The sequence below is a fragment of the Paracraurococcus lichenis genome (assembly GCF_030657435.1).
Classification (GTDB): Bacteria; Pseudomonadota; Alphaproteobacteria; order Acetobacterales; family Acetobacteraceae; genus Paracraurococcus; species Paracraurococcus lichenis.
In genome coordinates this window covers 1-12,288 of sequence record NZ_JAUTWS010000105.1, presented here as the reverse complement: position 1 = coordinate 12,288, position 12,288 = coordinate 1, and the positions used below count along the sequence as shown (strand labels likewise).

At 66.5% G+C, this 12,288-nt stretch carries 9 protein-coding genes; 3 read left to right on the top strand and 6 right to left on the bottom strand.

Features of this window, described 5'->3' with window-relative positions; all coding sequences use genetic code 11:
• The 3 genes from Q7A36_RS35200 to Q7A36_RS35190 all read right to left on the bottom strand — a co-directional run.
• Positions 1–666 (bottom strand): IS6 family transposase (locus Q7A36_RS35200; RefSeq protein WP_370655761.1); only part of this gene is annotated, 666 nt, incomplete at its 3' end.
• A 449-nt stretch (positions 667–1,115) separates the two neighbouring features.
• Complete coding sequence (locus Q7A36_RS35195; RefSeq protein WP_305108472.1) at positions 1,116–3,221, bottom strand: phospholipase D family protein; 2,106 nt, start codon at positions 3,219–3,221, stop codon at positions 1,116–1,118.
• An 87-nt stretch (positions 3,222–3,308) separates the two neighbouring features.
• Positions 3,309–4,253: an LLM class flavin-dependent oxidoreductase gene (locus tag Q7A36_RS35190; protein ID WP_305108471.1), complete on the bottom strand. Its 945-nt coding sequence runs from the start codon at positions 4,251–4,253 to the stop codon at positions 3,309–3,311.
• Between the two features lie 403 nt (positions 4,254–4,656).
• On the opposite strand from Q7A36_RS35190, the gene Q7A36_RS35185 reads away from it, so the two are divergent.
• The 3 genes from Q7A36_RS35185 to Q7A36_RS35175 all read left to right on the top strand — a co-directional run bounded on the left by Q7A36_RS35185 (position 4,657) and on the right by Q7A36_RS35175 (position 10,775).
• Entirely contained in the window at positions 4,657–5,145 is a 489-nt protein-coding gene (locus Q7A36_RS35185) for a winged helix-turn-helix domain-containing protein (protein ID WP_305108470.1), read from the top strand.
• 556 nt (positions 5,146–5,701) lie between these two features.
• Entirely contained in the window at positions 5,702–9,178 is a 3,477-nt protein-coding gene (locus tag Q7A36_RS35180; protein WP_305108469.1) for a DEAD/DEAH box helicase, read from the top strand.
• 199 nt (positions 9,179–9,377) lie between these two features.
• Complete coding sequence (locus Q7A36_RS35175; RefSeq protein WP_305108468.1) at positions 9,378–10,775, top strand: PQQ-dependent sugar dehydrogenase; 1,398 nt, start codon at positions 9,378–9,380, stop codon at positions 10,773–10,775.
• A 201-nt stretch (positions 10,776–10,976) separates the two neighbouring features.
• Here the strand turns inward: Q7A36_RS35175 and Q7A36_RS35170 are convergent, their stop codons facing one another.
• The 3 genes from Q7A36_RS35170 to Q7A36_RS35160 form a co-directional block, all read right to left on the bottom strand.
• Complete coding sequence (locus tag Q7A36_RS35170; RefSeq protein ID WP_305108467.1) at positions 10,977–11,549, bottom strand: RNA 2'-phosphotransferase; 573 nt, start codon at positions 11,547–11,549, stop codon at positions 10,977–10,979.
• A 129-nt stretch (positions 11,550–11,678) separates the two neighbouring features.
• Entirely contained in the window at positions 11,679–11,990 is a 312-nt protein-coding gene (locus tag Q7A36_RS35165) for a BrnA antitoxin family protein (RefSeq protein WP_305108466.1), read from the bottom strand.
• Positions 11,959–12,141 (bottom strand): BrnT family toxin, encoded by a 183-nt coding sequence (locus tag Q7A36_RS35160; protein WP_305108465.1) that lies wholly within the window; start codon positions 12,139–12,141, stop codon positions 11,959–11,961. Before Q7A36_RS35160 ends, Q7A36_RS35165 begins: the two co-directional genes overlap by 32 nt.
• Positions 12,142–12,288: the final 147 nt, after the last annotated feature.

Here is a 12,288-nt window from a genome sequence, read left to right as displayed (position 1 = left end):
CCGCATGTCGCGTCCACCAACCCTCCGAACCTGCCCCTTTCTCATCATCGCTATCACCTCGTAGCCCGCCAGTGTTCGTCGCGCCGTGTGGAATCCACCAAAGCCCAACCCCGGCCTGATCAGACGTTTAACGCGCCGATGGTCTTGTTCCACTATGTTATTGAGGTACTTGAACTGGCGTAGCCGCGAGCGTCGCCACAGCTCACCATCCTCCTTCAGCTGCTCGACCGCACACGGGCATGTCGGGTTCTTGTCCACCATGGTGGTGCGCGGGTTCACCGTGTGCGGCTGACCCAGCGCCTTGCGGAAGAACCGCTTCGCAGCCTCGGCGTCCCGCTTGGCCGAGAGCAGGAAGTCCATCGTCTGGCCGCGGCTGTCGACAGCACGGTACAGGTAGGTCCAGCGGCCCTTGACCTTCACGTAGGTCTCATCGACCCGCCACGAGCCATTGCTCGACCGCAGATGCGGCCGGATCCGCTTCTCGATCTCCGGGGCGTAGGCCTGGATCCAGCGGAAAACCGTCGTATGGTCCACGTTCACGCCGCGGTCAGCGAGCATCAGCTCGAGGTCACGGTAGCTGTTGGGGAACATGAGGTACCAGCGGACTGCCCAGAGGATCACCTCAGCGGTGACCTGCCGCCCCTTGAAAGACTGGTCCGGCCTCACCGAGGCTGTCGATGCCGCTTTGCCATGCCGGTGATTGTATCCGGTCGGTGTGGATGCCGAAACTTGCAACAGAACCCGCCGGCTTGACACCATGCCTTTGGCGGCCCGCATTGCCGCCGCGACAGTCGAGGCATTCCAGCGTCGTTGAAGTTTCTGGGCGGCCAATCATAGCAGTCCATGGCACACGGACGAAATTTTGTTCGATTTACGCAGTTGCCGCATAATACAGTTTATGGAAAATAAATATTTTATTCGCTGACTCTCGCTTTCGATTTGAGTCGGCATTTTCGTATTATCGAGATATCTGATGTGTCTTCAAAGCAGGCATCGATGCGGCCCTCCTGTGGACATTCGTTTCAACAGAAGCGGTATGCACAAGCCGTGCATTGGACGATCGTCTCCCACTTGATTGTTGGTGAGCTCGCTTGCTCGGAGGGGGTCGCCCGATGTCACGACCTTTTCCGGAACCAGTTGAGCCAGAAGCGAGCCGCCGTTGGCGCAGCGTAGCCGCACTCGCGCTCAAGCGCGACGAGGTCAAGGGTAAGCGCGTCAGCAATTCGACCGCGCAGCACCTGGGCGGGCACCAGCTTCTCGAAGCGCAACGCGGCGTTCGTGTCGCCAGCAAACCGCAGGCTCATCACTCCAGCCCGGCGGTCGACCGTTACCTGACCCGAGGCGCGCTCAGTCAACTCGGCCAAGGCTTCCAGGAACGGTCGGTCTCTTAAAGTGTCGACATCCTCTGACTGCAACGCCGGCGCCCAGTCGGGAGCCTCACCGAGAGCCGCGGCCAGGGTCAGACGGAGACACGCAGCCGAGCACGCGATCAGGTCGGGCGGCTCACCTGGGTCGGCGGCAATGGCGGCGAGCATCTCTGGGATCCGTGGCGCCAGGCGGTTCAGGTAATCACGGTACAGCCCGGTGCCGATGGCCATAGCGCGCTGTGCCGGCACTGTAGAGAGCGCTTTCGGCTTCGAGCCAGCCACTTGCACCACGACCATGCGCTTGCGCAGCTCGGGTGCCACTGCCTGAACGTCGCGGTTTGTGCTGATCAGGATTGGGGCGTACCGTTCGGAAAACTCGCGGTCAGCCTTGACCAGATCCGGCAGGTGCTCGGTCATCTTGCGATTGTTCAGGTCGTCAACCACCAGCGGGATGGCCGCCATTCGATCGCGTAGACCAAGCGCCCTTGCGGTCGTGAAGTCTCGCCCGGGAAGCTCCTTATGGACGCCGAACATAGATCGCACCAGCACGCGCGACAAATGGCTCTTGCCACCATGCGACTGACCATAGACCAAGCCGCAGACGGGATAGCGGAAGGTCTCTCCGTCGTGGCGCGTCATTGCCGAACGCAGCAGCGGCGCGAAAGGCGCAGCGTAGAGCCAGGCCATGAGTGCCCAGTAGCCGCGCTGAATGCGCGCAGTGTCGCCGTAAAAGCCCGCAAAGGAGCGCATGTAGGCATCAAGCAACTCGGCATCGCGCCGCACTTCTTCGAGCGCAACTTCCTTGCCGATCTCGTGCCAGGGTACGCCGTCAAGGCTGACCAGTCCGCTCCCGAGGTCAACAAGACCAGTGTGCAGACGGTCACTCTCATGCACTACAGGTTTCGAGGTGAGCGTGCGCCAGGCCTGCAGCAGGCTGCGGGCGGTGACGACCGTCGCCCCTTTGCGATCTCGCTCAAGACTCATTTCCCGAAGCTCCGCACCAAGGCGGCCCGCCTCGCGCAACGCTTCGGCGCCAGGCGTCGCGGCAATGATGCGGCGGGGTTGTTCCACCACCACCAGCCCAGCCTCCAAGCTTCGCACCGCTGGCAAGGCCTCGATCGGCACGGGCTGCGCCGCGACCGCAAGCTCGGACGGCTCCGCATCGTTGGCAGGCGGAGTTCCGGCAGGCAATTCGGAGACAACCAATAGCTCCGGCCGGATCGCGTCAGCTCGCTCCGCATCGCGCGCGGCGTAGTCAGCGAAAGCAGAATAGGCCGCGGTGCCATCAAAAACCACGAAGGTTTCACGCTGGCGCCCCGTCAGGGCCGCGAGCGAGAGATTAGCCGAGCCGAGAATTACCCGCTGGCCTGCTCCACCCTGCAGAAGATAGAGCTTCTCGTGGCTCGGCGCCTGCCGCAGAACGGCAAAGCGTAGGCTGCCCTCTTGTACCCGCCGCAGCAATGGCTGCCCACCTCGGCGCAGCGCCGGGCGAAGGAGATGCTCAATAGCCGCCTTCTGGTCAGCAAGCAGGTCGGTGAAACGATAGCCAGCGAGCGCTGTGGCATCCTCGAGCGCTCCGAGTTCCCTGCCCAGAACTCGCTCGGAGCCAAACAGTACCTCCATATCCTCAAACAAGTCGGCCATCGCTAGCAAAGCCGGAATGCTGGAGGAGAAAGTGATCGCCTTGAGGCTATGGTAGCCCTGGAACAGGCTGGGCCAGTTAGTCCGACGCTGCCCTCGCAGCTCAGCCTCGAACACCTCTAGTGGAGCTACTACGTCGTCCTCCGGCGCGGCGGCGGTCCGGGCGACACGGCTGCGGGCGGGGTGCGTGGGCATCGAGAAGAGATCAGCCATGCAGGAGGCTCCGGTCGACGACTGCGGAAGTGACAGCAGAAAGCCGCTTTTTTTCGAACCAGCGGTAGGCGCCTGTCCAGTGCCTTTTCAATGACCAATCTCGTCCCGCAGCCCGGCTATTTCGTCCATGTGCCGCTCGTGGTCACCGGCAAAGCGCAGGCAGAAGTGCTCTACCCCCGCGGCGGCATAGGCGGCGAGCCAGTCGCGCGCAGCGTCGCGCGACCCGGCGAAGCAGGCCTGGCGCTTGCGCATAATGTCGGGGCGCGTGCTGTAGTAGCGTTCCAGGAATCGACTCATCCGATCCTCGGCACGGTGCGCGTCATCGTCGATGGCCAACGTCAAGTAAGCCGCGCCGGTGATCACGCTGGGTGAGCGGCCCGCGGCGCACGCGGCCTCGCGCATCGCCCGCCAGGTTTCGGCGTATTGCGTCGGGTCAGGGCCGTTCGGGAACCAACCATCGAAGTGTCGGCCAACCCGCTCGATCGTCGCAGGGGCGCTGCCGGCAACCCAGATCGGCGGGCCGCCCGGTCGGTGCGGCGTAGGGCCGAGGACCGTGCCAGGTTTCAATCGCCAACGGCCGTCCCAAGTGACGGGTTCTCCAGACCAGAGCGCGCGGCAGAGGCGCAGCGCTTCCATCATGCGGCCCAGGCGCTTCTCCCAGGACACACCACAGGCTTCGAATTCATCGCGGATGTTTGGCACGTCTGAGCCGATCCCCGCCCCGAGGATGACCCGTCCCTCGGAGATCCGGTCCAGCGTCGCCCATTGGTGTGCCAGCAGCACCGGGTTGCGCAGCGCCGGCAGCAGCACCGCGGTACCGATCGAGAGGTGTCGGGTGCGCGCGGCGACGGCGGCCATCAGTGTCATGGGGTCGTGGCGCGGCCGGGCTGTCACGCTGTCACCGACCCAAACGGAAGCGAAGCCGAGGGCCTCGGCCCGTTCGGCCAAGGCGAGAAGTGGACCAGTCTCGTGCTCGCCGGTCATGACGCGCTCGCGTGTCGGCAGCAGGTACCCGATGCTCGGCGCCGTCATACTCCGTATCCTCCTCCGGCAGTGGCGAAGCATAGGAACCTTCGGGTGTCGCGTCATGTGCGACCTGAGATCGCCACATAGGGGTTGGGTCACCTGTTAGCATGGGAGCCCAGGCCAACACCACGCCACGAAACGGAGCTCGTCGGCCGCGACGCAGGTTGCCTGCCTCACGGCGTGGCTGGCTGGGTGCTACTGGCGCCGATCTGCGTCCTCTTGGCGAAGGCAATCAAAACACTGCAGTCTCGCACCGAGCCGGCAATCTTTGACGGTTGTGTCAGGACTCGCGCCAATCCCTCTTCAGCCAGCAATGTTTCAACCGCGCCCACACTAAACAGAGCCAGATGCTATTAACCTGGCCACCAAATAGGTAGCACTTTGCCGTGCACTGTGCGACGGTCTGGGCATGGTGCTTCGTCGTGACTTCCGCAAGCTCGACCCGACCACCCAGGCAGAACTGCGCCGGGTAGCGGTGGCCATGGTCGAAGCAGGCAAGACACGGCTCGAGGCCGCGGCGGCTGTCGGCGTGAACCGCCGCTTCGTTGGAGAGTGGGTCGAGGCGGCACGACGGTCCGGCGACGCGGCGCTGGAGGGTGGACGGCGCGGCCGCCGTCCAGGCGAGCAGAAGCCGCTCTCGCCGCAACAGGAGCAGCGGATCCGGCGCCTTATCGCGGACCGCTGCCCGGATCAGCTGAAGCTGCCATTCTCGTTGTGGACCCGCGAAGCGGTTGGCGCCCTGATCGAGCGGGAGACCGGGGTGCGACTGTCAGCCTCAGCTCTCGGGCGCACCCTGCGGGCCTGGGTCTTCACGGCACAGCGCCCGGCACGACGGGCCACCGAGCGGCGGGAACCCGAGGTCCGCGGGACTGCCGCAAAGTTGGGGGTCACGCGGTGATAGAGGCTTTTGGTCGAAGGTCGTCAGCCGGAGGAAAGCGTTGCTCGGGGCCGAATTCAGGGATGCCGGTGTAGGCGATGCGGCGGACCTGCCGCAGCTGACCCCCAACTTTGCGGCAGTCCCTCTCTCTCGCTGGCTCGACCAAGTAACCTCAGTATAAGGCAGTTCGCGCCGTCATCGCCGTCCGCGAACGGGTCGGCCAAATGTCGGGCTATCTCCTCCACTCCACGTGGCTCTTGGCCCCGCAGCTTGCGCTGCTTCCTCACCGCAGTTTCGCCAGGTGGCACGGCAGGCTCCATATCCAGCGGTGCGGGCTGCGGCACTTGTGTGATGGTGCCGGCTTCGCTGCAGGCCGAGCCCGTGCTCAAGGCAGCACATACTGCTGCTGAGAAGAACGGAAGCTCAACCCTCACGCGCCCATCGCCTCCACCGCGGGCCTCTCGGCAGCCATGTCGCGGCCGCTGGCGGCTCGGACTGGTTCCAACCGGCACAACCCGCCACATTGAAGGCAATGTCCTCTCATCGTGCCCGCACCCCCTCGCCCTCCGCAAACATCGTGGACGGCCTGCTTCCCGATGACGCCGCGATCCTGCGGACGGTGTCGCGACGGGCCAGCTTCGACGCCGGCCGGCGTCTGGCGGAGCTGGACCGCGTCCGCTCGATCCTGGTGTCCAACGACGGTCGCCGGATCAGCGCCGTCGTCATGGACCTCCCCAGCGGCTCGTACAGCCCGAGCATCCAGCTGTTCGACCCCCGCAGCTTGGGGAACGCCTTCTACGGCCGGTGCACCTGTGGGACGCGGCAGAACTGCAAGCATGTCGTTGCCGTGCTGCTGGCCGTACGGGAACGGGAGGAACAGCCTGCTGCCCCGACCAAGCTGGCACCGCCGCGGAGACGCGCGGCAACGCCGCCCGGCCAACCCGCTCTCCCGACCCTGCTGCCGGGCCCACCGCCAGTAGATCCGGCACTACCCGCCGACTTGGCGGCCTGGCTCGGCACCCTCGACCCCGAGGAGGTGGACGCCGCCGAGCGCGCCGCACCGCAGGGCCAGCAGCGGATGTTCTACGTGCTGACGCGGGCTGATGCGCCGCGCGGCACACCGACGCTCCACCTCGCCTGTGTCTCGGCACGGCTACGCAAGGACGGCACGCCTGGCACGGGCTCTCCCTTGCAGGGCTATCGGCCAGAGGCGCCCCCGCGGCACTTGCGGACCGCCGACCGCGTCATCCTGGCCCGGGTGGCGCGTCGTGGGCCGGCCCTCGGGCTGATTTCGGTCGACGAGGAGCCGGCCGACCTGCTGCGCCGCGTGCTGGCGACCGGGCAGGCGCGCTGGGGCACGCTCGAAGGGCCCACCCTGTCAGAGGGTCCGCCGCGCCCCGGCCGCGTCGCCTGGGCGGTGCAGGAGGACGGCTCCCAGCGCGCGACGTTGGAACTGGACCTGACTGCGGACGATCCGGACCGAGCGCCTGACCAGCCCTTCATCGCCGTCGGCCTGCCCGAACCCTGGTATGTTGACCCGACCGCGGGCTTGGTCGGACCGGTGGAGACCGGGCTTCCGGCACCCCTGGCCGGACGTCTCCTGGCTGCACCGCCGGTGCCGCTGGCGCTCGCCCCGAAGATTGCGGTCGAACTGGCACGCCGGGCGAAGGCACCGTCCCTGCCGGTGCCGGTGGAACTGCCGGCACCTCAGCCTCTGCGCGGCCCGGTGAAGCCGCATCTGCGGCTCATGCTGGCGCCGCTGCCCTTCGACCTGACCATGCACCATCGCGGCTTCGCCTTCCTGCCCCACCTACCGCGCGAGGTGCCAGTGGCGCGACTCACCTTCGGCTACGGGCCCGTCACGGTGGCGGCCTCCGACCCCACATCCGCTCCCATCGTGGTGCGGGAGGGCCGGCCCTACCGCGTGCAGCGCGACACGGCGGGCGAGCGGGCCGCGGTGGAGCGGCTGGAGGAGATCGGCTTTCTGCCCGCCCGCGATGCCGCGCAGCGGTTGCTCGGGTATGCCGGCGCGGCGGCCTTCGCGCGACGGAACGACGACTTCCTGCTCGGCACCGAACCGGACGAGGCGGACTGGGTGGACATTCTGCTCGATGACATTCCGGACCTGCGCGCTGAGGGCTGGACAGTGGAGGTCGCCGCCGACTTCCCGATCCGCCTTGTCGAGCCGGAAGGCGGCATCAGCGGGCAGATCGAGGAAGGCTCGGGCATCGACTGGTTCGAGCTGCATCTCGGCGTGACGGTCGAGGGCCAGTCGGTCGACTTGGTGCCGGCCCTGGTCCGCCTGATCTCCAGTGGTGAGGCGACGGAGCTGATCGCGGCCGGGGCGGAGGAGACCGAGGACGACGCGCCGGTGCTGCTGCCGCTGCCGGGCGGGAGGCTACTGACGCTCCCGGCGCAGCAGGTGGTACCGATCCTGGCCGCGCTGATTGAGCTGTTCGCCGATCGCACCGGCGCTGAGGGCGAGGGCACAAGCGGGCGCTTCGGCTTCATGCGCACTGAGGCCGCGGAGCTCGCCTGGCTGGAGGAGCGGTCGGGCCTTGCGCTGCAGGGGGGCGAGGCAGTGCGGCAGCTCGGGCGGCAGCTGCGCGAGGCCGGCGGTGCCATCCCGCCGGTGCAGCTGCCTGGGAGTTTTGCCGGTGCGCTGCGGCCCTACCAGGCGCAGGGCGTCGCCTGGCTGCAGTTCTTGCGTGGCGCCGGACTTGGCGGCGTGCTGGCCGACGACATGGGTCTCGGCAAGACGGTGCAGACCCTGGCTCATCTCGTGGTGGAGCAGGCTGCGGGGCGGCTCGACCGGCCGGCGCTGGTGGTCTGCCCCACCAGCCTGGTGCCGAACTGGATGCGCGAGGCGGAGCGCTTCGCGCCCTCCCTCAGCGTGCTGTCGCTGCACGGTCCGTCGCGCAAGCAACACTTCGCCGACATTCCCCGGCATGATCTGGTCATCACCACCTACCCCCTGCTCGGCCGGGACCATGCTGTGCTGACCGCGCAGGACTGGCACGTGGTGGTGCTGGACGAGGCGCAGACGATCAAGAACCCGAACGCTGAGACCACGCGCCAGGCGCTGCGCCTCAAGGCACGGCAGCGGCTCTGCCTCTCCGGCACGCCGCTGCAGAACCATCTCGGTGAACTGTGGTCGCTGTTCGACTTTCTCGCGCCCGGCTTTCTCGGCAGCCCCTCGGCCTTCCGCAGCCGCTACCGCACACCGATCGAGAAGCACGGCGACACCGAGCGGCAGGCAATCCTGGCGCGGCGCGTGCGCCCCTTCCTGCTGCGCCGGACCAAGGAGGAGGTGGCTCAGGACCTGCCGCCGAAGACCGAGATCCTGGAGCCGGTTGAGCTGGAGGCCCAACAGCGCGCCGTGTACGAGGCGATCAGGGTCGCCATGCACACCAAGGTGCAGGCCGCGATCGCCGAGCGTGGGCTGGCACGGTCCGGCATCATCATCCTCGACGCGCTGCTGAAGATGCGACAGGCGTGCTGCGACCCACGGCTCCTGAAGATGGCTTCGGCGAAGAAAGCCGGGTCCGCGAAGCTCGATCGGCTCATGGAACTGCTCGAGGTACTGCTCGGCGAGGGGCGGCGCGTGCTGGTATTCTCGCAGTTCACCTCGATGCTGGCGCTGATCGAGGCGCGGCTGAAGCAGGCGGGCACGCCTTACGTGCTGCTGACCGGCGACACCGTGGACCGCAGCACGCCGGTGCGCCGCTTCCAGGCCGGCAAAGTGCCGGTGTTCCTGATCAGCCTGAAGGCTGGCGGGGTCGGGCTGAACCTCACCGCCGCCGACACGGTGATCCATTACGACCCTTGGTGGAACCCGGCGGTGGAGGACCAGGCGACTGACCGCGCCCACCGCATTGGTCAGGAGCGGCACGTCTTCGTGCACCGCTTGGTTGCGCTCGGCACCATCGAGGAGAAAATGCAGGCGCTGAAGGACCGCAAGCGCGCCTTAGTCGCCGCGGTGTTGGATGCGGAGCACGGCGGCGCGCTACAGCTCACGGAGGCGGAGGTTGAGGAGCTGTTCGCGCCGGCATGATACGGCGCGGAGACGTCTCACGTTGCCCGGAAGGCCCCCTACCCAGCCCTCGTGGCAGCAGGCAAGCTAGCACGACGGTACGCCTGAAGCTGGTTCCCGTTTGCGGTGAACCGCGCTACCCGCAAGCTGACACCCAGCCCCTGAAAGCTCATATCCAGCATGGTCGTGCTTCGAGTGGATCAGATCGGAGGGTGCGCCAATGGCCGCTGCGCTGCCTGTTACAATTGAGGCTCTCCGGGTCAGCACTAGGCTTTCGGAGCCACTCTTCGCCACCGCGCCCGCATCGGATCCGGCGCACCTCTTCGTCGTCGAGAAAGGGGGGCGGATCGAATCTCTCGACCTCGCCACGGGCACCCTCGCGCCGTCGCCCTTCCTCGACCTGTCCGGAACGATTTCCACGGCCGGTGAGGAAGGACTGCTCGGGCTAGCCTTTCACCCTGACTTCGGCGCGAACGGGCGCTTCTTTGTCTACCTTTCCAATACCATTGGCGACACCGAGGTTAGGGAGTACCGCACCCTGGCCGGCGACCCGTCCCACGCGGATCCCGCGAGCGGCCGGCTGGTCCTCGGCATCGATCAGCCGGACGGCCTGAGCAACCATAAAGGTGGCTGGATCGGCTTCGGCCCGGACGTCAACCTATACATCGGCACCGGCGACGGTGGCGGCGCGGGTGATCCGTTCGGCAACGCCCAGAACACCGGATCCCTGCTCGGCAAGATGCTGCGCATCGACGTTGACGGGCCCGATGCCTATCCGGCCGATCTGGCCCGCAACTATGCCATTCCCGAGGACAATCCGTTCATCGCTGGCGGCGGTGCGCCGGAAGTTTGGGACTGGGGCCTGCGCAACCCCTGGCGCGCCTCCTTTGATCGCGTGACCGGCGAGCTCTGGATCGGTGATGTCGGCCAGAGCACCTCCGAGGAGATTGACCTCGGCGTGCGGGGCGCGAACTACGGCTGGAACCGCTTCGAGGGCTCCGCCCCCTACCTGCCCGGCGCAGTTGCCGACGCGTCAGGGTTGACGCCACCCGTGTTCGCCTATGGGCGTGATCTCGGCTTCGCGGTCACCGGCGGCTACGTGTATCGCGGGCCGGGGGAGACATTGCAGGGCGCCTACGTCTTTGCGGATTTCGGCTCGGGTCATGTCTTCGCCCTCACCAGGGACAGCGGGGCTGGGGCGACGGTCAAGAACCTGACCAACCAGCTCCTCTTCGCCCCAGGGCAGCAACTCAATGCTCCATCCTCGTTCGGCGAGGACGCCCTCGGCCATCTCTACGCAGTTGACTTCGACGGTGACGTTTTCCGTCTCGTGCCGCATGGCGGCTCCGTCCCGGGTTCGGCGGGCGATGTGCTGTTCGACTCGACCTTCTACCTCGCCGCCAATCCCGATGTGGCGCAGGCGGGAGTGGATCCGCGCGAGCACTACCACCTGTTTGGCTGGCGTGAGGGGCGCGACCCGAGCCCGGGCTTCAACACCTCTGCCTACCTTGCAAACTACCCGGACGTTGCCGCCGCTGGTGTCGATCCGCTCGAGCACTACCTTGCCTATGGCCGTGCCGAAGGACGGATGACGTTCGCTGACGCCGCCTGGATGTGAGCGGGGGTTGGTACACCCTGGAGCACCGAGAAATGGTCTATCGCTTCGTGGCATCCAGACGTGTGGTAGTGAACCTTGCCGCAAGCCAGCCGAGGCGCCACAATTGGGGAAAGCCGCAATCGGATAAGCACTTGCCGATGCCGCCGTCAGCCCATCACCTACATCGACGCAGTTTGTGCTCTACGACGCCAAGCCGGTCGTCTAGGTGTGAGGCAGCGCCGCTTCTGCCCGGTGCAAGCGTAGGTACTGGGGCGGCACCGCGTCGGTGAGCCAGACGCCGTTCGCGCTGCGCAGGAAGGCGTATCCATCGGCTGTCATTGCTGCCGCGTCCACCTCCAGAATGACCGGATTGCCACGCCGGGCCCCAACCGCTGTGGCAGTCTCGACATCGGGTGATAGATGCACGTGATGCCGCTGCATCTTACGCAGACCCTCAACGAGGATGGCGTCGAGCACGCTCCGGACCGTGCCATGATAGAGCCTGAGAGGCGGCGTGGCAGCCTGCAGCCTCAGGTCCACAGCCACGCTATGCCCCTGCTGCGCCCGGATGCGCTGGCCATCGGGTGAGAGGGCATAGCGGCCCTTGGCGTCCGCCTCGACCAGTGGTGCTAGCTCATCTCGCGACAGCGGCCGCCCCGCTGCCCTGAGACCTCGCAATAGGTCCTCGACGTCTGTCCAGCCCTCGGCATCTAGGGTCAGGCCTGCCACCTCTGGTTTATGTCGCAGTATGAGAGCGATGAACTTGCTGGCTCGCTTGAGATCCAGATCTGACATTGGCGGTCTCCGGCGATGAATCGGCAGCGCAATGCAGCATGGGTCAAGCTGTTTCAACCCAGTCTAGCCTCCCCTAACCGCGCTTGCCGCACGCCACACCGGGGCGCCATAATCGCCCTGCCCCCCCTTTCAGCGCTGCCCGCCAAGTGCCTTCCGCAGCAGATCGTTGGCGCGGGTCTGCCAGCCCGGCCCGGAGGCGCGCAGCGCCTCCACCACGTCGCGGTCCAGACGGATCGAAACCATTTCCTTGATCGGCGTCTTCTGGGGGCCCCGACCACGCCGGCGCGCATGGTCAGCGACGATCGCTGGCACGACCTCGTGATCCGTCCGTGCTTCGGCAAAGGCTGTCTCAGTCCACTCGGGGGCATCCGGGTCGGCCATGATCCCACGCTGGATATCCGCCTCCTCCTCAGGGGTATTGCGCTGCAGTTTCGGCCTCATACCGGTCGATCTCCCTATTGCTCGCCTTGCGCAGGCTGATCACCCAGACCATCCGGCGTTCGACGGTGAAGGTCAGGTGGTGCAGCCGGTCGCCGATCGGCGCCAAAGCGTTCAGTCGGACCTCGCCGTAGTCGAAGCGGGTGGAGAGCATGCAATGTTGTGGGGGCTGATCAGGCTGCCTCTGCCATGGCGTGTTGCTGACCTTCGGTGGGACGAAAGCCCGGGTAGCGCTGCCGGAAGGCAGCCTCGAGCGTGTCGTTCAGAACCGCCGTGCGGACGTCCAGGAAGGGCTGCACCA

Bases quoted from the DNA above. Each gene is read 5' to 3' on its own strand.
- Q7A36_RS35185 (WP_305108470.1), top strand. From the start codon at position 4,657: ATGGTGCTTCGTCGTGACTTCCGCAAGCTCGACCCGACCACCCAGGCA.
- Q7A36_RS35160 (WP_305108465.1), bottom strand. From the start codon at position 12,141: ATGCTCTCCACCCGCTTCGACTACGGCGAGGTCCGACTGAACGCTTTG.
- Q7A36_RS35170 (WP_305108467.1), bottom strand. From the start codon at position 11,549: ATGTCAGATCTGGATCTCAAGCGAGCCAGCAAGTTCATCGCTCTCATA.
- Q7A36_RS35165 (WP_305108466.1), bottom strand. From the start codon at position 11,990: ATGAGGCCGAAACTGCAGCGCAATACCCCTGAGGAGGAGGCGGATATC.
- Q7A36_RS35195 (WP_305108472.1), bottom strand. From the start codon at position 3,221: ATGGCTGATCTCTTCTCGATGCCCACGCACCCCGCCCGCAGCCGTGTC.
- Q7A36_RS35175 (WP_305108468.1), top strand. From the start codon at position 9,378: ATGGCCGCTGCGCTGCCTGTTACAATTGAGGCTCTCCGGGTCAGCACT.
- Q7A36_RS35190 (WP_305108471.1), bottom strand. From the start codon at position 4,253: ATGACGGCGCCGAGCATCGGGTACCTGCTGCCGACACGCGAGCGCGTC.